The organism is Paenibacillus glycinis, assembly GCF_009909185.1.
Lineage (GTDB): Bacteria > Bacillota > Bacilli > Paenibacillales > Paenibacillaceae > Paenibacillus_Z > Paenibacillus_Z glycinis.
The window spans coordinates 12,270-31,437 of the sequence record NZ_JAAAMV010000001.1 but is presented as its reverse complement, the minus strand read 5'-3'; the positions used below and the strand labels follow the sequence as shown (position 1 = coordinate 31,437).

Here is a 19,168-nt window from a genome sequence, read left to right as displayed (position 1 = left end):
ATATAGAAGACCTACTATCGACAGGTAAGGAGAATCAAGGATGCTATCTAAACGGAACAAAATCGGATGGACCTATTTCCTGGTCGCCATGCCCTTCATGATTTACGTGATCGCTTTCTATTTCGTGCCGCTGTTCGGTTGGGTCTATTCCTTCTACAACTACAATCCGGCGCTCAGTTTCTCGCAGCTGAAGTTCGTGGGCTTCGATAACTTCGTGAAGATCTTCCATGAACGAAGCGAGATTTTCCGGGTGCTCAAGAATACCCTCGCGATGAGCTTCCTCATGATCCTGATCACGCCGTTGCCGATGATCGCGGCCGTGATGATCAATGAAATCAAGCATAACAAGTTCAAGCGATTCATTCAGACGGTGACGACGCTGCCGAATTTTATAAGCTGGATTGTCGTATTCGCCTTATCGTTCGCCATCTTTTCGAATGAGGGACTCTATTATACGCTGCTGCGCAACTTGCATATCGACGTGCCCGTGATCGGCATCATGGGCAACAACGGGGCGGCTTGGTTTTTCCAGGCGGGTCTGTACGCGTGGAAGACGATCGGCTGGACGATGATCATCTATATGGCCGCGATCGCGGGAATCGACAGCGAGCAGTACGAAGCGGCCCGCATCGACGGCGCCGACAAGTTCGGCCTGATGCGCCATATCACGATTCCGGGACTGGGACCGACGCTATTCGTTCTCCTCTTGCTGCAAATCAGCAATTTGTTGAACAACGGCCTTGATCAATTTTTCGTTTTCTATAATCCGCTCGTAGCGGATAAATTGGATGTCCTCGATTACTACATCTACAAGGTCGGCTGGGGAGTCAGCGACTATTCCTATGCTACCGTGCTGGGAATGGTCAAGTCTCTGCTGGGCATAGCGCTGCTGTTCGCCGTCAACTATCTCTCCAAGAAAACGAAGGGGGAGTCGATCCTGTGATAAGCAACCAACGGCGTTCGCTGGCCGAACGGATTTTCGACATCTTGAACTACGCGTTCATGGCCTTGTTCTCCTTTATCTGCATCTATCCGTTTTATTACGTCTTCATCTATTCGATCAGCGAACCCCGATTGGCGCAAAAGGGCGTGTATCTCTGGCCGGGCCAATTCAACGTCGATGCTTATATCAAAATCTTCAGCCTTCATACGATTCCGCATGCCTTTCTGGTTTCGGTAGAGAAAACCGTGATCTTCACCGTATTATGCGTCTATTTCTCCTCGATGCTTGCTTATCTGTTCACCAAACACGTGATGCCTTTCCGCAAAGTCATGTATCGTATCGTGATTTCATCCATGTATCTGAACTCGGGCTTGATCCCCTGGTATATCACGATGAAGACGTATGGATTGCGCAATTCCTTCCTCCTCTACGTCCTGCCGGGCATCATTAACGCCTTCTATATCATCCTGATCAAGACGTATATCGAGCAATTGCCCGCCTCGCTCGAAGAGTCGGCTCAAATCGACGGCGCCGGGTTCATGACCGTCTTCAATCGCATTATCTTTCCGTTGTCCAAGCCGATCGTCGCGACGGTTGCCGTCTATGCCTCGGTAGGCTGCTGGAATAGTTGGATCGATAATTACTTGTTGGTCGAGAATCCCAACCTGCAGACGATTCAAGTCATCTTGTTCGGCTATCTGAACGAAGCGCAGAGCTTGACCCAGGACATATCGGCCATGTTGGCCAATGCGGGTTCGGGCAGGCAGCTCCATCTCTCGCCGGAAACGATCAAGATGAGCATCACCGTCATTTCGGTGCTTCCGATTATCCTGGTCTATCCCTTCCTGCAGAAGAATTTTATCAAGGGCATCATGCTTGGCGCGGTAAAAGGTTAATGCGGCTATAGAATGCGGATACGATGGTTTTTCTAGAGAACCATTTATCAATAGATCCATCTTTGAACCGATAATTCCAGGGAGGCTATTCGATGAAGAAGAGAAGATATCCGCTTGCGATGGTTCTGGTCATGATGCTTCTGATGCTATCGGCTTGCTCAAGCAAAAACAATACGAATGACACGAACAATGCGGCATCCTCCGAGCCGGCCGCATCCAACGGCGCGGATGCGTCAACCGATACGCCTGACGCTTCGGCAGGATCGGATAACGGCGAGCTTCCCCGGGATCCCATTACGCTGAAAGTATTCATCGGCGGCACGGACGATAACAAGGGCGTTTGGAATACCAGCATCGCGAAGGAAATTCAGAAGAAATTCGGCATCACGCTTGATTTCATCACGGGCGACGACGTCAAAGAGAAAACGTTGATCGCCGGCGGCGACTTGCCTGACGTGATTACGACCGGCGGATCCGTCAGCGCGCTGGTCGACTCCTTGATTCAAGGCGGCCAGGTCATTCCGCTCGATGATTTGATTGCCAAATACGGCCAGAACATCACGAAGAATACGCCGCAAGCACTCGATATCATGAAAGCGACGGCCAGCAACAACACGGGCAAAGTCTATTTCCTGCCGGTTCGGGTGAACAAAGCGGCAAGCACGCCTACGCCATTGTTGACCGCGCTTGCCGGGTTCTACACGAGATGGGATCTGTATAAAGCGATCGGCGCCCCGGCGATGAGCAACGAAGACGACTTCCTGAAGGTCAATAAAGAAATGCAGGATAAGTTCCCGAAAACCAAGGACGGCAAGAAAACCTACGCGTTCTCGGCATGGGCCGCGGATCCGTTCCCTTACATCATTTCGTATCCGTTCTCCATGGGGTACAACAACTGGACGGCGGATACGTCCATCAGCGCGACGACCGGAGACGTCGTCGACAATTACCTCGACAAGGATGGCGTATTCTGGAACGGAATCAAGTTCTTCAATAAAGCTTACCGCATGGGATTGTTCGATCCGGAAGGTTTCACGCAGAAAATCGATCAGTACATCGCCAAGCTGAACAACGGCCAAGTCTTCAACTCGGCAGCGAGCTTCTGGACGGGCGGCAATGATCTGATCGCGAATACCGGCAACGATAATGCGGAATTGCAGCAGCTGCCCGGACCGTTCCCAGGCTATATGGCGTTGTATGCCAAAGATGCTCCCGGCGGAAATCTATTGGGGCCGGCTCGCGCCATTACCAAGGCGAATAAATATCCGGAACGCACGATGGAGCTGTTCAACTACCTTAGCGGAGACGAAGGCGGAAGATTGCTGTTTACCGGCGTGAAAGGCGTAGATTGGGACGTCGTGGACGGCAAGCCGCAGCTGATCGGCAAAATGGCGAATCCTTCCGATCCGGGGTACAACGATTACGTGAAAAGCGTAGGCGTGACGACGCTGAACAAATTATCGAATCTGCATGAAGCCTGGACGGCGGAAGACGGATATCCGCTCGATCTCAAGCTTGTCATCAACCCGGCCACCATTACGAAAGCCGAAAAGGAACTCGCTCAGCAAAACGGCGCCGAGCTGTACCCTGGGCAAGTATACGACAAGCTGGTCAAAGACGGAAAAGCCGTTACGGATTCCAAGTACTTCGCGTACACGGCATTCGTCAAGCAGTTGTCCGAACCGAGTCAACAGGTGTTCGTTAAAGCGGACCAATACTTCTTGGCGAACGTCGCCAAATACATCATGGCCAAGGACGACGCCGCCTTCGATGCCGCGAAGAACAAAGCCGTCGACGATTTCGTCGCGATGGGCGTGGACAAAGCGTATGCCGAGTTCCACCAGCTCATCGATGATGCCAAAAAGTTCGCGAAGGACAACAACCTGGAATAGGAATGGACGCAGCGTCGCTTCAACCCTGGTCATCGGGGATGGATGCAGCAAAAAGGGACTGCCTTAGGGGGTCCCTTTTTACTTAGCGGGAGGAGACAGCCATGAGCATTAACTATTCGGGCCTTGCGGTCGTGCCTACGAGGCCGGCTTCCATGAACGTCATCGTCGAGCCGGGAATAATCGATACGGGCGATCGGCTTATCGAGCTTGCCCAGACGGTCTCGGTTCGTATTCGCGAGGGCGGGCAGAGGCGGTATGACAAGCAAATCTATCGCATTCAAGGCGAAGGGACCGCTTCCCCGAGCGGCTGGAACGGCGAGAGCCTGCGCGGCTCGGCCGGAATGCCTTATCAACGCATGGTTCCCGGATCGCTGCAGGTGTTTTCCCGAGACCGGGAAAAGCGTTACGTTTCGGAAGTCGATTATACCGAAGACAGCTATTGGGGCACCATTAAGCGCCATCCGCAAGGGGAGATCGCCGCGGAGCAAGAGCTTTCCATCGATTACGAGGCATGGTTATGCAGATACGATGCCGTCGTTCTGCGCGAGGACGGCACGATCCAAGTCGTCGAAGGCGCAAGCGCCGCGCCGGAGTCGCGCGAGCTGCTGCTGCCCGAGCCGCCGCCGGTTCATGCGGGATTCGTCTTGGCCCATATTTTCACGGGCTGGGGACAGACCTGCATCTACGGCGGAGGCAGCGTGATCGCCGCGAGCAGCTCGCCTCCTTCTTCGCGGTCGAAGAGATCGCTGCCGGTTCTGAAGGGACGATACGAAGACATGGCGGAACGTACCTACGTGGTCGAGGTTACGGCCGCGGCTAGCGATGCCGAGGAACGATACCGGGTCAGGATCGGCGCTACGGGCGAGGATTACGGCACGGCGGAATCCTTGACGATGGATAATTTGCGATGGACGGAACAGAAGCCGCTGCCGCCCGATCGGAAGCTGCCCTTGCTCGCGCAGTCCGCCTACCGATATCCGGTAAGCTGGGGGTTGGAGCTGGATTTCTCGCCAATGGAGTCGGATGCCAAGCTTGACTTGTCTGGCGAATACCGCGTTACAGCTTACCCGGACATGATATTCGATCGAAGACAGGCGCTTAACGGCAGCGATCCGCTGGCCTTCATTCCCTTGGAGCAGCCCGGTCATCTGGACGGGTTCAGGCATAAGGCCGCTTCCGGACATCCGGTGCGCGTCGCGTTCTTCGGCGCCAGCAACGCGCGTGCCGGATTGTGGCCCGCTCAAGTCGTCAGGGAACTCAGGCAGGCCTATCCGCAAACCGCCATCTCGACCTCGATCATTGCGTACGGCGGGGAGGAGATGCGCCATGGCCGGCATCGTTTCCGCGAGGAAGTACTGCGCGTCGCGCCCGACTTGATCGTGATGGAGTATTTTATCAACGATGTCTGCTTCGGCGATCCGGAGGAGACCGAGCGGGCCGCCCGCGATATTTTGCAAAACATCCAAGCTGCCGGCATTCCTTGCATCCTCCTGACGAATAACGGAGCCAACCCGCTCTTCTCCGGAAACGGCTCTTCAAGCAGCTTTCGGAAGTATCATGAGCTGTATCGCAGCCTGGCCGCCGAATATGGAATGGCCTTTGTCGGCGCTTACGCCTATTTCAGCCAGCTTCATTTGTTCGGGAAGTATTTCCTCACGGAGCTCAAAGGCAACATGGTGAACCATCCTTACGGGCTAGTCGACCAGAATTGGGGGCCGTTCGATCGCGTGCTCGGCAAGGCCATATTGAAAATCCTGGAGAACGAATGAAGTCGACAAATCGGAGGCGTTAACATGCACAGCATCATCCCGACGCATCTCAAAACGGAATATTTAGTCAACCCGCTTGGCATCGATTCGCCGCGGCCAAGATTGAGTTGGATGACCGAGACCAAGGCAAGGGGCTTTCTCCAATCCGCATACCGCATCCTCGTCTCCGCGGACAAACGGCAGCTCCTCGATGAATCCGGATTCGTCTGGGATTCGGGGAAAGTGAACTCGGATCAGTCGGTATTCGTTAATTATGACGGGACGCCTCTATTGTCCAACGAGCGCTATTATTGGAAGGTCCGCGTATGGGACGCGGGAGGGAATCCGTCCGAGTGGAGCGACATCGGCGAATGGTCCATGGGACTCCTGAGCCGGAGCGATTGGAAGGCGAATTGGATCGGCGAGGTTTTCGCGCCCGTCGAAGGAAGCCGGGAAGCCGGCTTCTTCCGTAAATCGTTCGCGATCGGCCGACCGGTCCGCAGCGCGACGATCCATGCGACCGCCTTCGGCGCGATCGAGATCAGCCTCAACGGCAGCCGCGTCGGCGAGGACTATTTCGCTCCGGAATGGACCGATTACCATACGCGGGTTCATTACCGGACGTATGACGTCACCGCATTGCTTCGCGAGGGCTCGAACGCCGTCGGAAGCATTCTCGGAGAGGGATGGTACAGCGGCCACATCGCCTGGTACGGGAAGAACCTGTACGGCGAGGCGCTTCGTTTCATGCTGCAGCTGAATATCCGTTACGAAGACGGCACGGAGGAGACCATCGTCTCGGATGCCTCGTGGAAAGAGAGCAAGGGACCGATTCTGTGCTCGGACTTTCTGATGGGAGAGCGCTACGACGCCAGGTTGGAGCACGGCGGTTGGAACGAAGCGGGCTTCGATGATTCGGCCTGGCGCAGCCCTCATGCATTCGGGGATTTCAAAGGATGGATTCATGCGCAGATCAGCCCGCCGATCCGGGTCATGGAAGAAAAGGAGCCGATTGCAAAGCAGACGCTTGCGTCCGGCGCGCAGCTCGTCGACCTCGGCCAGAATATGGTCGGTTGGGTACGCATCCGATTGACGGGCGAACGGGGCTCGACGGTTACATTGCGCTACGCGGAAGTGTTGAACCCGGACGGCTCGATCTACACCGATAACCTGCGAACGGCGAAACAGACGGATACTTACATCCTCAAAGGCGAGGGAGAAGAACGATACGAGCCCAAGTTTACGTTTCACGGCTTCAGGTACGTGGAGATCGCCGCATCCGCGGACGTGAACGTGATCGAAATCACGGGACGCGTCATCCACAACGCGATGAAGCCGACAGGCGGGCTCGTCACGTCCGATGCGGGCGTCAATCGATTGTTCGGCAACATCCTATGGACGCAGCGCGCGAACTTTATCAGCGTCCCGACGGACTGTCCGCAGCGGGACGAGCGGATGGGGTGGACCGGGGACGCGCAGATCTTCTCCCGCACGGCGACGTATAACATGGACGCCGCCGGTTTCTTCGCGAAGTACATGACCGATATCGCGGACGCGCAGCGGAAAACGGGCGCTTTCACGGACACGGCCCCGTTTCTCAAAGGCTTCTCGGATTGGAGCACGTTCGTCGCCTCCGCGGGCTGGGCCGACGCGGGCGTTATCATCCCGTGGACGATGTACGTCGTTTATGAGGATCGGAAGCTCATCGAAGACCATTATGACGCGATGGCCGCCTGGATGGCTTATCTGGTCAAGATGAATCCGGGCCTGCTGCGCACGGATACCCAGTATTACGGAGACTGGCTGTCGCTGAACGCGAACACGCCGATGGACGCGTTCGCGACCGCTTACTTCGCCTATTGCGCCAAGCTCATGGCGGACATGTCGGAGGCGGTAGGGAGAACGGAGCAAGCTGCTTCGTACGGCGCGTTATTCGAACGCATTCGTGCCCGGTATAACGAAGCGTTCGTCGCCGAGGACGGCCGAATCGCGGGCGAGACGCAGACCGGTTACGCGATGGCGTTATTCATGGACTTGCTGCCCGAAGAGACGAGGCGTCAAGCCGCCGCCCATCTGGTCGCGGATATCGAGCGGCGCGGCTGGCATATCACGACGGGGATCCATGGCATCAAATACTTGCTGCCGGTATTATGCGAAGCTGGCTACGAGGACGCGGCTTACCGCCTGCTGCTGCAGGACACGTATCCTTCCTGGCTCTATTCCGTTCGCAACGGGGCGACGACGATCTGGGAGCGATGGGACGGTTGGACCGAGGAGAAAGGGTTCCAGAATCCCGGCATGAACTCCTTCAACCATTACGCGCTCGGCGCCGTGGGGGAATGGATGTATCGTTACATGGGCGGGATCGACAGGCATCCCGATACCCCGGGGTTCAAGCATATACAGATTCGTCCCATCATGAACGAGAGGCTCTCGTTCGTGGATTGCCGCTATGAATGCAGCTACGGGACGATCCGGAGCCGGTGGTCGATCGAGGACGATATCGCCGACATGCAGGTGACGATCCCGCCGAATACGATAGCCGACATCTATATCCCGTACGCGGACGGCGAGCCCGTGTATGAAAGCGGGCAACCGATACCGGGCGGGGCGACTGACGGGACGGGCGCGTCCGTTATCGATCTCGGGATTATCGGCAACAGGCGCGTCTTTCAAGCAGGGTCCGGCGAATACCGTTTCCGGACCCGGTTCAAATCGTCAAAATCGCCGAATGGAGGAAGCGCTAACGATGGAACGAACCGCGCCCAACGATGAGTTGAAGTGGCTCTCGCCCGACGAAGCTCCCTTTCAGATCGCCGGCTTCGCTTGGTGGGCGAAGGAGCGCAAGTATCGCCGGCTGCCGGTCACGGCGCCAGGCGCCATACGGGAAATCTTGGACGAGTTGGCGTATCACACGTCCGGCGGACAAATTCGTTTCCGCACGAACGCGACGAAGCTCGCGATTCGGGTCAAGCTGTTCGCGCCGAACGCCGCGGAGCATATCCCCGCGACGGCCGTGAACGGATTCGACTGTTATCTGGGAGGACCCGGGGAGCAGCAGTATTTCGGAACGACGAGATTCCCGCACGATGCCGATCATTACGAGTACGCGTTCTTCGAAGGACTGGAACCGGAGATGCGCGCCGTCACCTTGAATTTCCCGTTGTTCCAGGGCGTCCATGAAGTTCGGATCGGGGTGGATTCGGAGGCTTGCTTGCTTGATTATCCGGCCTATGCGTCGGATCGCAAAGTCGTGCTGTACGGAACTTCGATTACGCAGGGAGGCTGCGCGTCGCGGCCGGGCATGTCGTATACGAACATGCTGAGCCGCAGATTCGACAGGGAATTTATCAATCTGGGTTTCTCGGGCAACGGTCAGGGCGATCCGGAAATCGCGACGTTCATGAGCGAGATCGACGACCCGGGCTGCTTCGTGATCGATTATGACGCGAATAATCCGCATATCGATCATCTGATTCGCACGATGCCCGAGTTTCTGCGCATATTGCGAAGCCGGCATGCCGAGGTGCCGATCCTCGTCCTGTCGCGGATTCCGTACGGATACGAACACGTGCTGACGACATCCAGGCAGGACAGGATCGCGAGACGGGATTATCAGCGGGAGCTGGTCGAGCGGCTTCGCGGTCTTGGCGATCGATATATCGCATTCTACGATGGCGCCGATTTGACCGGTGATCTCTGGAACGAATGCACGGTAGACGGCGTTCATCCGACCGATCTCGGCTTTATGAGCATCGCGGACCGCTTGACGCCGATTTTGCAAACGATATTGAATGGAGGAAGCAAGCAATGAACGATTCCATATCCGCCGGTTTGCGGCCGTTTCCGATCGGCCTTTGGGTACCGCCACCGGCTCATGAGGTTTCCGTCGAAAGCTACAAGGATATTCGCGATGCCGGTTTTACGTTCGTGATCGGATTCAGGGAAATCGAACACGGCGAGGAGGCGGTGATCCATGCTTTGGATTGCTCGCTGGCAAACGGGTTGAAGTATATCGTCAGCGATCCGCTCGTGAAAAATTTGGATGTGACCGAATTGTCGGTCCTGGAGCCGCTGGTATCCCCATTCTCCTCCCATCCCGCCTATATGGGACATTTGTTCTACGACGAGCCGGGCACCGACCAATTCGACCGCTTGGCAGCGCTTGCCCGAACCTACGAATCGCATGTACCGGGCGGACTGGCCTACGTGAATTTGCTGCCTGACTATGCGTCCGCCCAGCAATTGGGAACGGACGCGTACGCGGACCACGTGGAAATGTTCCTGCGGACGTTCAAGCCGAAGGTGTTATCGTACGACTACTATCCTTTGCGGATGGACGGTTCGGTGAAGGCGACGTATTACGCGAACTTGTGGACGATCCGCGAAGCATGCCGCTTGCACCAAGTGCCGTTCTGGCTGTTCATCCAAGCGATCGGCTTCAACGGCACGTACCGGGAACCGAACGAGGCGGAGATCCGTTGGCAAGTCAATGTCAGTCTCGCGTTCGGCGCGAAAGGGATTCAGTACTTTACCTATTGGACGCCGGAACCCGCGAACGGAGAAACTTACGGGGAGGCGCTGATCCGGATGGACGGTTCCAAGACCTCGACCTATCGGAACGTTCAAATCGTGAATCGCGAAGTGGCTTCCGTTGGTCCGATGCTGCAGTCGCTGCAGTCCGTCGGGCTGCTCGTATCCGGGGACGCGCTGCCCGGCGTCGAGCATGCAGGCCGATCCTTCGGTCCCGTGACGGACCTGGAGGGAGATCCGGTTATCGCGGGTTGTTTCGCCAGCGGCAATCGGCCTCATTCATTATTCGTGGTGAACCGCGATTATGCGCGACCGGCCGAATCGGTCGTCGTGTTCGAGGACAATCGAAGATTGACGATTCGGTTGGACCCGGGCGAGGGCAAGCTGATACCGCTCACGCCATGATAGACGCATGGATTTTCGATCTTAAGCAGCGCCGATTCGGGCTTTTGCGTTCATGGGGCTGTCATTTTGACCATAGAGGGAGAGGCAAGCGATGGGCAGATCGGGCGAGTTGAAGCTTTCTTTTCGGATCGTCGTGAACCGCTACGAGGAGGAGGAGCAATTTCGGCAGCTCCTGGCCTTCCTAACGGACTATAAGGACTGTATCGACGAGCTCGCGATATTTTCGGAGTATTGGCATCAAGGTTACTATCCGTTAGATGAATTTAGTGCCAGATGCGCCATCATCGAGGATCGGATCGCGCGTTTGCGCGCGGCCGGCTTCCGGAACGTCGGCGTGAACATGCTTGCCACGCTCGGCCATTTTCCGGAAGCGTGGGACTGGTTGCCGGCGCTGCCTTATCAGGGAGCCGTGGGGCCGGACGGGGCGGCGTCCACGAGCAGCTTCTGTCCGAACTCCGCCGAGTTTCGCGCTTATATTGCCGACAAATATAGGCTTGCCGCGCAGACGAAGCCGGATTTCATCTGGGTCGACGACGACGTTCGGATGTTCGCTTTGGGCGTCGACTATGCTTGCTTCTGTCCGGAATGCCTGCGAATCTATAATCGCAGCTGCGCATCCGACTTCTCGAGAGAGCAGCTGGTGAGCGAGCTGAACGCGAGCGAAGGCGGAATCCACCGGGAGCGGTGGGTCGCGCAGAACATAGCGACGATCGAACGCTTGCTTGCGCATATCGCGGAAGCCGTTCATGGCGTGGATGCATCGATCGAGCTGGGCCTGATGACGGTAAGTCTCGGCATCTCCACGTATTCCGGCGCGGATTACGCGAAATGGTTTCACGCGTTGAAAGCCGTGAAGGCCCGGCCGGGCGGCGGTTTCTTCGAAGACGGCAAGCCGTTCGGCTTCGTTCGCAAAATCCACGAGACGAATCGTCAAATCGGAATCTACCCGGAATCCGTCCGGGATATCCAGTACGAGCTGGAAAATTTCCCTTTCCAACGGCTGGCCAAATCCGTGCATATCACGCTCTTGGAATGCACGGCCGCGATCATGGCCGGTTCGAACGGCGTGGCATTCGACGCGCTGAAGGGAGAGAAGGGATCGCTGGATGAATATCGCGAGCTGATGCGCGGCATTCGAGCGAGCAGACCGTTATGGGCCGAGATGGAGCGCATTGCCGGGGCGTATAGAACGGCGGGGCTTTACCCCGCCTTGCCTGCCGCCTATGAAGCCAAAAGAAACGTCGAGAACGGCAACTGGTTCGACAGCATCGCGGTAGACAATTCCCCGAAGCCTTACGTGCTGAGCGAGATTGGCATTCCGCTGGCCATGAATCAGGCCACCGCATGCGGAGTCGTACTCTGGGGGAACATGCCGGAAGCGTACGCGACGGAAGAGCTGGTCGCGATGTTAAGCCGAGGGGTATTGCTGGACGGTCGCGCGTTGGAGATTTTAACCGAACGCGGCTTGGGCGCTTATTGCGGAGTAGCGGTTGACCGCATCTATGACAACGGGGTACTGGAACGTTTGACGGACGATCCGCTGAACGATGGCCACCAGGGCGAGGAGAGAGACGCGCGCAATTCGATGTCGAAAGGGTTGTGCTACGCCTTGACCCCGCTTCGCGAGGATGTGCGCGTGCTTAGCCGGCTGGTAAGCTTCGGCAATGCGGATCTAGGTCCGGTCTCCTCGGTATACGAGAATACGCTGGGCGGCCGGGTTGCCGTTCAAGGCTACATCCCTTGGCAGCATATCCACTCCGGGGTCAAAAGAACGCAATTGCTGCGAATCTCGGATTGGCTGAGCTACGGGCGTCTTCCCGTTGTCATCGACCGCGCCTGCAAGGTGATGCCGTTCTTCAAAGAAGCGGAGGACGGCAGCGCCTGGTTCGTCCTGTTAGTGAACGGGTCGTTCGACGATGCGAGCGCGATCGAGGTCAAGCTGCGGGCAGCGGCGGACATCGGAACCGTCTGCGAGCTGATGGCCGACGGCAGCAGCCGCGTGGTGCCGGACGACGCTTATCGGCAAAGCAAAGGCGAGACCATCCTTACGCTGGATCGCATCGGGAGCTGGCAGAGCAGGATGTTTTATCGCAGGGAGCGCCCGTAAAACCGTCCAATCCCTTTGAATCGCAGCTGCGACGCGGATAAAGCCGGTTCCTTCCATATGTTGCACGTATGCCGCACGCTGTCCATGAATTGACTTGCGGATGAAAATCGTTTAGTATTTCGTTATACATTCGTTGAATGAAATTGGAGGAAAGCGAGGCGAATGCACGGAATAGGATTTCCAGACGAAAGACCGGGCATTCATCCGGATGATGTTCCGAGACGCGGAGTCCAGTCACGCGTCGAGCTTAGGAGTCGTATTCGAAACACGGTCGCTTTCGCCGTGACCCCAAGGCGAAAGTGATTTCTTTTTTCTAGTTTTATTAACCGAACGTAGAATGAATGAAGTGGAGGCTTAAACGGTTCATGATCAGATTTTTTCGACAAAGGCATCCTTATCTTACGGTCCTCCTTGTCTTTCTCGTTGTGCTCGTCCTCGGCTTGGCGCAGCTCGGTTCAAGCGTTAACCCGGTGCCGCGCGACCTGCCCGTGCTGCTCGTGCAGGGAGATGCCGGCACGATGACGCCCGCCGGCGACACGAATTTCGGGCGCGACCTGTCGGAGCGCCTGCGGAATGCCGAGCCGCCGGGCGGAGAGGGACCGGTGCTGGTCTGGCACGTCATTTCTTCCGAGGCTGCGGCCATCAAGGCGATGAACCGCGAAGTGGCCTATGCCGCGCTTGTCATTCCGGCGGATTTCTCGAAGAAGCTGTCGAGCCTGCTCTCGCCCGATCCGCGGTCCGCTTCCACCGTCTTGTACGTTAACCAGGGCATGAATTATAACGGCGCGACGATGGCAAGCGGCATCGTGTCGCAGATGCTGGGCGCCGCGAACGCCCAGCTTCGCGAACGGCTGTTGGCGCAAGCCGGTCCGGGCGGTACGCTGACGCCCGCGCAGACGGACGCGCTCGCCGAGCCGATCCGGGTTTCGAGCCGCAGCATCAACGCCGTCGGTTCGAACAGCTCGAACGGCAACGCGCCGGTCGTGTTGACCCAGCTCGTCTGGTTCGCCGCGATGGTCGCGACGATGATGCTGTTCGTGGCGGCGAACCGGGCGACCGCGAACGGGTTCCGCCTGCATCGCTTCGGTATCCGCGCGTCCCAAATCCTCATGGGCATCCCCGCCTCGGGCGCCGCCGCGCTTAGCATCCTCTGGATCGCCGGCCAATGGTTCGGCCTGCATATCCCGGATTACGCCGGCATCGGCTGGTATTTATTTTTCGTCTGCCTCGTGTTCTTCCTGGTCCAGACGACGGTCGTCAGCTGGCTGGGCTTCGTGGGCATGCCGCTCTTCGTGCTGCTTTTCTTTTTCTCGGCCCCGCTGCTCGCGCTTCCGCCGGAGCTGCTGCCGGCATTCAGCCGCCGCTTCCTGTACGACTGGATGCCGCTTCGGTTCGCGGCGGACGGGCTGCGGGATCTGTTTTATTTCAGAGGATTGAATTTGGAAAGCCCGACGTGGACGCTGGCCGCGATTGGCGGCGTTGCCGTCGGCTTGATCCTTTTATCGGTGGTGAAGCGGCACCGGACGGCCGATAACGCAATGGAGCGTAAGCGTCTGGATACGGACGTACCCGGCGATTCTTCCCGCGCGGAGGCAGCGGCGGCTCATACGGACTTGCCCATCAAGGATGGCGAATTCCGCAACGCCATTCGAGGTTTCTTGACCCCGCCTCAGCCCGCGAGAGAAGATGGGCCGTTCACCGACAACGAATACCGGAAGGCGCTGCTGAAGCTGAACGATGCCGCTAACAAGGAAGAGGACCGATACGAAGGAATGCCCCCCGATAAAGCCTACCGGGAAACGCTGAAGAAATTGACGGGGCGCCAGCAGAAAAACGAGTCATAAGCCGGTCTGAATAACCGTCAAGAGGGGAGAACAATCGATGAAAATCTATATCGTTTACGATAGCGAAGCGGGGCATACGGAACAACTGGCCCGTTCCATTGCCAAAGGAGCACAAAGCGTGGAAGGCGCCAAGGTGTTCATCAATCACGTGAATAAGGCGAACGTCAGGGATCTGGCCGATATGGATGCCATTATCTGGGGATGTCCGGGACACTTCGGCACGATTAGCTCGGGCTTAAAGCAATGGATCGATAAACTCGGGTATTTGTGGGCAAACGGGACGTTAGTGGATAAAGTCGGCGCGGTATTTTGTACGACGGTCACCATTCATGGCGGTATCGAGGCAACCTTGCTTAACCTGATCACGCCGATGCTGCACCAAGGCATGATGGTTGTCGGCTTGCCGGCCAATATTCCGGAGAACGCGCTGTACGGCAGCTATTATGGAGTCGGAGTGACGTCTCCCGTCGAAGAAACCAACGATGAGCTCATTCAATCGCTATTCGCGAAGGGTCTCGAGCTGGGGGAAGTGTTGGGAAAACGCGTGGCCCATACTGCAATCGCGGTTGCGGCCGGCAGGAACTCGCTTGGAAATCCTTGAATCACCAAAGCGCTGCGCCGTTCGGCCGTTACCGCCGGCGAACAAGCCATGCATGGGATTCATAATGCCGGTTTGTCGGATGACCGGAAATGACCGCACAAAAAGCCGCAATAAATGCGGCTTTTTGTGTTGGGAATAGATGTTGTAAAACAGCGATGGACGCCATCGCGGCTTACGGGGGGATTTTTGCTTATTTGATCACGCGTCGTGCCGTTAAGTAGTGGGAATTCCAGTAGGAGTTAAGCGTCGTGATTTTCACGCCGCCCGCACCGTATGTGTTTAACATTTTGTTGCTTCCAAGGTAAATGCCTACATGTGCGACTCCCGATCTGCCGGGGACGGAGAAGAAGAGCAGGTCGCCTTTCTTGCGATTGCTTTTTGAAACGTAACTTCCGACTTTCGCTTGCTGAGCAGCCGTTCGCGGAAGGGTAACTCCGTATTTCCCATAAACGTATTTCGTAAATGACGAGCAGTCGAAGTTGCGCGTTTGCCCGACTTTAGCACCGAATTTATAGGGCGTGCCTAAATATTTTTTCCCTAAAGAGATGATGCTATCGGCTTTAGCGGTCGCGGACATTGAAGAAATGCTAGCGGCTTGAGCAGCATGAGGACGACTGATTGCCCCGCCAGAAATAGCAATCGTTGCTCCGATCGTAACAATGGCCAAGCGTTTAGTCCATCTAAGATGTAATTTCATCGCTGTTGTTCTCCTCCTTGGTGTTAGCTGAATCATCGCCTGGTCAAGTATAGCAGACCGGAAGCCGCCTATAATTTGCTAGAAGAGGAGTAAACCATTGGCTGATCAGGGAATGGCCTGTTTTATTAGAAAACAATGAGAATCTTAATCGAATTCTTTCTTGACTATCTTCGGGAGAGCATTACAGCTTCGACCGGTCAGGCACCAGGATGCCTAAGCAGCGCGCTCGTCGCATCCCGAGGGTTGAAAATAAAGTTGTAGACTTGCTGCGGACGCGTTAAGCTCTAATGGAGAACGGCAGGTTCAAGTCATCGACGAGGCGAAGAGGGGGAAAACGAAATGAAAACCATCACGCGCATGATGGACCACCTGTACTGGGCGGACGGGCGCATCTTGGACGCGCTCGAGGAGTGCGAGACGCCGAACAAGGAACTGCTGAAGCTGGTTCGGCACGTCGCGGTCGCGGAACGAGTCTGGCTATCCCGATTGCAGAATAAGGGCACCGCGCAATATTCGTTGTGGGAGGACGCGGAAGACCTGACGGCGATCCGGACGATGTTCGAAGAAAACGCCGAGCACTACCGGGCCTATATCGCCGGACTCGAGGAGTCCGAGCTGGACGAGATGATCGACTATGCGAGCCAGAGCGGGGTTCCGTTCCGAACGTCCGTCCGGGACATCCTGCTGCAGGTGCTCTTGCATGGGCAGTATCACCGGGGACAGATCAACCGGGCACTTCGGATCGATTCGGCAGCGCCTGTCCAAGTCGATTACATCACCTTCGCGCGGCTTTGACCGGGTCTGCCATCGGCAGGATTCGGGAACTGCCCGGAGATATGAGCGAGGTACGGCTTGTTTAGGAGTGAGGATCCGTGTTAACGTTGGAAGTTTTGCGACTAGACGATGTATGGACCGAGATGCTTGATTCTTTTGAACGTTTTCAAAAAACAACGAAGGTGCTCTTCAAAGATCGGGACAAGTGGGTCGAGATCGAGGATTCGTTCGAAGATAATTGGAGTTTGGAAAGGAAACGGGAGATCGTGGAGCATTTTACGGAGACGATTAAGAATGGCGGTGCGGTCGTAATCGCAAAAGAAGGTGCGCGATTGATCGGTTTTGCTGTTATTGAAGCCGTGCCTTTCGGCAGCAGGTCTATTTATCGGGAGCTATCTTTTCTCCATGTAACTTGCCCCGCCCGAGGACGAAAGGCAGGTAAGTCTCTATTTCTAAAGGCAAAAGAAGTTGCAAAATCATTAGGTGCGGAGAAACTGTATATTGGGGCGCACCCATCGGTGGAAACGCAGCATTTTTATCGTACAATGGGCTGCGTGCACGCAGCAGAGATTAATGAGCGGATATATCAACGAGAAGTGCGGGATATTCAATTAGAGGTGGCGTTATAACGACCGGATACTTACGCATCTTGGAGCAAGCAATTCCGAATCAGTAATCAAAACGGGGTGGTAGGCGTGCTGACGCCGATTAAATATCTGTTCGATAAGTTTCTCGAAGCACCCAAAGAGCGAAATACGCTGATCATAGGGATCGACGGCGGCGGCGCTTCCGGTAAAAGCACGCTTGCTCAGAAATTTCAAGCTCTTCAAGACGACGTAACCGTCGTTCACATGGATGATTTTTATCATGTGTCAGCGTATAGAAATCAACGTCCGCATCAAAATGAAATCGGGGGCAATTGGGATTGGAAGCGCCTTCTTATGCAGATTCTGGAGCCGTTACAACGAAACGAGGAAGGTAAATATCAAATTTACGATTGGGATCGCGATTCTTTGACCGACTGGCATTCGGTACCCGTCGGCGGCATTGTTATGATCGAAGGGTGTTATGCATTAAGAGAGGAATTGTCGTCCTTGTACGACATTCGAATCTGGGTGGATAGTCCTCGTGAATTCAGACTCGAAAGAGGCGTGCGGCGTGACGGCGGAGGGAACCGCGAAATGTGGGAAAAGGTATGGCTGCCTGACGAGGATAGATATTTTATGGTCCAACACCCGTTTGATTCGGCTGATATCATCATCGACGGCACGGGGCATGTCGGGGATATCAATCAATCGGAAGTGAATGTCTTACATGCACCCGATGGCTGGTTTTAATAAGATTTCCCCTTGCACCTTACGTAACGTAATGATTTATTGTGAACGTGACAGCAGGACAACACGCGGGACAACGGTCACAAAATCGTACGGGATCCATTGGAAATCGGAGGAGGAACGAACATGAGAAAACTCGTATTGTTCATGCATGTGTCGCTGGATGGGTATGCGTCGGATTCGAACGGAGGACTGGGCTGGATTCCGTACGACGAGGAATTGGCGAACTACGCCGAGGAGATCGTAGCCGAAGTCGGTTCTCCCGTTTACGGACGTGCGACGTACCGGTTGATGGAGAGCTACTGGCCCGCGATGCTGGATGATCCGAATGCGTCGAGGCATGAAACGGAGCATGCCAAATGGCTGCAGGATGTCGAGAAGATCGTCATTTCCGGCACGATGGACAAGGCCGAGTGGAACAACACGGTGCTGATCAAGGACCGAATCGCAGAGAAAATCAAGGCGCTCAAGGAGCGGCCAGGCAAAAATCTCGTTATCTTCGGCAGCCCGGGGGCTGCGAAGACGCTGCTTGAGCTCGGTCTGATCGACGAGTTCCTGCTGACGATTTGTCCGGTCGTCCTGGGCGGCGGAAAATCGGTCTTCGACGGCGGCGTCGAGAAAATCAAGCTCAAGCTGCTGTCCAGCCGGACGCTCCAGTCGGGCATTATCGCGACCCGCTACGAGTTGGAGAAATAGTCGTGCCTAGTGTTGCCTGACCGGAAAAGAGACGGGAACTTGCTGGATCGGAAGATATCGATCGCGAGCGCAGCCGACTGCTGCCGTCGAACATCCAAACCTGTCGTACCTAGAACCTTGATCGGCTTTGCGCCGCTCAAGGTTCTTTTTGTTCGCCGCGCCGCCCGGTGCCGGGCGGCTAGCGTCCTCTGCCGTCGCAATTCCTCGAATACGCTGCGTTTTCTTCCCGATTATCCATTTATTTATATGTCATTGAATCGTTGAAAATAAACATGCGCTACACTCATGATGCGCGATAGCCCGTGGACGAGAGCCCGATGCGCACCTTGAAGGTCTCGCCGATCGTTATGCAAAATAATCAACATCTTGGCAACGTTACCTCATTGTCGTTTCTCCGCCATTCTTTCATAGTTAAAGCGTAGAAAAAAATAAGGAGGGAACTGTTTTGTCTGTGGTAACCGCTTTTTCCGCCCGCCGCATGCTGGCGCCTGCGCGATCCGGACGACGATGCCGGATCGGAGCGGAGGGCCATCACCCGTGATTGCTTTACCGTCGGCCCGCATGCGTAACGGTTGGATTCATGCACAGATTCGTACATACAGCGTGACGTAAAGCCAGGAAATCGCAATGGACGGACAGCGAGAAGTCAGTTACGAAGGAAGTACGCGTCTATCACTTACAAATGTGGAGGAATATGA

General features: G+C 55.9%; 15 protein-coding genes. 14 read left to right on the top strand and 1 reads right to left on the bottom strand.

Annotation, left to right across the window (positions count from 1 at the left end; translation table 11 throughout):
- Positions 1-40: 40 nt before the first annotated feature.
- The 10 genes from GT019_RS00110 to GT019_RS00065 all read left to right on the top strand — a co-directional run bounded on the left by GT019_RS00110 (position 41) and on the right by GT019_RS00065 (position 14,969).
- Positions 41-943, top strand: a complete 903-nt coding sequence (locus GT019_RS00110; protein WP_161739976.1) for an ABC transporter permease subunit — start codon at positions 41-43, stop codon at positions 941-943.
- Positions 940-1,839, top strand: coding sequence for a carbohydrate ABC transporter permease (locus tag GT019_RS00105; RefSeq protein ID WP_328803880.1), 900 nt, complete (start codon positions 940-942; stop codon positions 1,837-1,839). Before GT019_RS00110 ends, GT019_RS00105 begins: the two co-directional genes overlap by 4 nt.
- Before the next feature lie 92 nt (positions 1,840-1,931).
- Positions 1,932-3,731 (top strand): type 2 periplasmic-binding domain-containing protein, encoded by a 1,800-nt coding sequence (locus GT019_RS00100; protein WP_161739974.1) that lies wholly within the window; start codon positions 1,932-1,934, stop codon positions 3,729-3,731.
- A gap of 101 nt (positions 3,732-3,832) precedes the next feature.
- Entirely contained in the window at positions 3,833-5,500 is a 1,668-nt protein-coding gene (locus tag GT019_RS00095; protein ID WP_161739972.1) for an SGNH/GDSL hydrolase family protein, read from the top strand.
- Positions 5,501-5,524: 24 nt separating this feature from the next.
- A complete protein-coding gene (locus GT019_RS00090) occupies positions 5,525-8,254 on the top strand; it encodes an alpha-L-rhamnosidase (protein WP_161739970.1) in 2,730 nt (909 codons plus the stop codon).
- The gene (locus tag GT019_RS00085; protein WP_161739968.1) at positions 8,229-9,293 is read left to right on the top strand and encodes an SGNH/GDSL hydrolase family protein; all 1,065 of its coding nucleotides are present in this window, start codon (positions 8,229-8,231) and stop codon (positions 9,291-9,293) included. The genes GT019_RS00090 and GT019_RS00085 overlap by 26 nt, the downstream gene beginning before the upstream one ends.
- Positions 9,290-10,417: a beta-galactosidase gene (locus GT019_RS00080; protein ID WP_161739966.1), complete on the top strand. Its 1,128-nt coding sequence runs from the start codon at positions 9,290-9,292 to the stop codon at positions 10,415-10,417. Before GT019_RS00085 ends, GT019_RS00080 begins: the two co-directional genes overlap by 4 nt.
- Positions 10,418-10,508: 91 nt before the next feature.
- Positions 10,509-12,524 (top strand): hypothetical protein, encoded by a 2,016-nt coding sequence (locus GT019_RS00075; protein ID WP_161739964.1) that lies wholly within the window; start codon positions 10,509-10,511, stop codon positions 12,522-12,524.
- A gap of 365 nt (positions 12,525-12,889) precedes the next feature.
- Positions 12,890-14,368: a YhgE/Pip domain-containing protein gene (locus GT019_RS00070; RefSeq protein WP_161739961.1), complete on the top strand. Its 1,479-nt coding sequence runs from the start codon at positions 12,890-12,892 to the stop codon at positions 14,366-14,368.
- 37 nt (positions 14,369-14,405) lie between these two features.
- Positions 14,406-14,969: an NAD(P)H-dependent oxidoreductase gene (locus GT019_RS00065; RefSeq protein ID WP_161739959.1), complete on the top strand. Its 564-nt coding sequence runs from the start codon at positions 14,406-14,408 to the stop codon at positions 14,967-14,969.
- Between the two features lie 190 nt (positions 14,970-15,159).
- Here GT019_RS00065 and GT019_RS00060 read toward each other — a convergent pair whose 3' ends face one another.
- Positions 15,160-15,666, bottom strand: a complete 507-nt coding sequence (locus GT019_RS00060) for a C40 family peptidase (RefSeq protein ID WP_161739956.1) — start codon at positions 15,664-15,666, stop codon at positions 15,160-15,162.
- Between the two features lie 339 nt (positions 15,667-16,005).
- Here GT019_RS00060 and GT019_RS00055 point away from each other — a divergent pair, with 339 nt between their 5' ends.
- The 4 genes from GT019_RS00055 (at position 16,006) to GT019_RS00040 (ending at position 18,470) form a co-directional block, all read left to right on the top strand.
- On the top strand, positions 16,006-16,461 hold the full coding sequence (locus tag GT019_RS00055) for a DinB family protein (protein WP_161739954.1): 456 nt from the start codon (positions 16,006-16,008) through the stop codon (positions 16,459-16,461).
- Positions 16,462-16,538: 77 nt separating this feature from the next.
- A complete protein-coding gene (locus GT019_RS00050; RefSeq protein WP_161739952.1) occupies positions 16,539-17,069 on the top strand; it encodes a GNAT family N-acetyltransferase in 531 nt (176 codons plus the stop codon).
- Between the two features lie 66 nt (positions 17,070-17,135).
- A complete protein-coding gene (locus GT019_RS00045; protein WP_328803879.1) occupies positions 17,136-17,777 on the top strand; it encodes a uridine kinase family protein in 642 nt (213 codons plus the stop codon).
- A 123-nt stretch (positions 17,778-17,900) separates the two neighbouring features.
- Positions 17,901-18,470 carry a dihydrofolate reductase family protein gene (locus tag GT019_RS00040; protein ID WP_161739950.1) on the top strand — a complete coding sequence of 190 codons (570 nt, stop codon included), beginning with the start codon at positions 17,901-17,903 and terminating at the stop codon, positions 18,468-18,470.
- Positions 18,471-19,168: the final 698 nt, after the last annotated feature.

What these genes read in the sequence shown, in the direction of transcription:
- GT019_RS00070 (WP_161739961.1), top strand. Translation starts at nt 12,890, where the DNA reads ATGATCAGATTTTTTCGACAAAGGCATCCTTATCTTACGGTCCTCCTT.
- GT019_RS00095 (WP_161739972.1), top strand. Translation starts at nt 3,833, where the DNA reads ATGAGCATTAACTATTCGGGCCTTGCGGTCGTGCCTACGAGGCCGGCT.
- GT019_RS00060 (WP_161739956.1), bottom strand. Translation starts at nt 15,666, where the DNA reads ATGAAATTACATCTTAGATGGACTAAACGCTTGGCCATTGTTACGATC.
- GT019_RS00085 (WP_161739968.1), top strand. Translation starts at nt 8,229, where the DNA reads ATGGAACGAACCGCGCCCAACGATGAGTTGAAGTGGCTCTCGCCCGAC.
- GT019_RS00090 (WP_161739970.1), top strand. Translation starts at nt 5,525, where the DNA reads ATGCACAGCATCATCCCGACGCATCTCAAAACGGAATATTTAGTCAAC.
- GT019_RS00040 (WP_161739950.1), top strand. Translation starts at nt 17,901, where the DNA reads ATGAGAAAACTCGTATTGTTCATGCATGTGTCGCTGGATGGGTATGCG.
- GT019_RS00080 (WP_161739966.1), top strand. Translation starts at nt 9,290, where the DNA reads ATGAACGATTCCATATCCGCCGGTTTGCGGCCGTTTCCGATCGGCCTT.
- GT019_RS00110 (WP_161739976.1), top strand. Translation starts at nt 41, where the DNA reads ATGCTATCTAAACGGAACAAAATCGGATGGACCTATTTCCTGGTCGCC.
- GT019_RS00075 (WP_161739964.1), top strand. Translation starts at nt 10,509, where the DNA reads ATGGGCAGATCGGGCGAGTTGAAGCTTTCTTTTCGGATCGTCGTGAAC.
- GT019_RS00065 (WP_161739959.1), top strand. Translation starts at nt 14,406, where the DNA reads ATGAAAATCTATATCGTTTACGATAGCGAAGCGGGGCATACGGAACAA.
- GT019_RS00100 (WP_161739974.1), top strand. Translation starts at nt 1,932, where the DNA reads ATGAAGAAGAGAAGATATCCGCTTGCGATGGTTCTGGTCATGATGCTT.
- GT019_RS00055 (WP_161739954.1), top strand. Translation starts at nt 16,006, where the DNA reads ATGAAAACCATCACGCGCATGATGGACCACCTGTACTGGGCGGACGGG.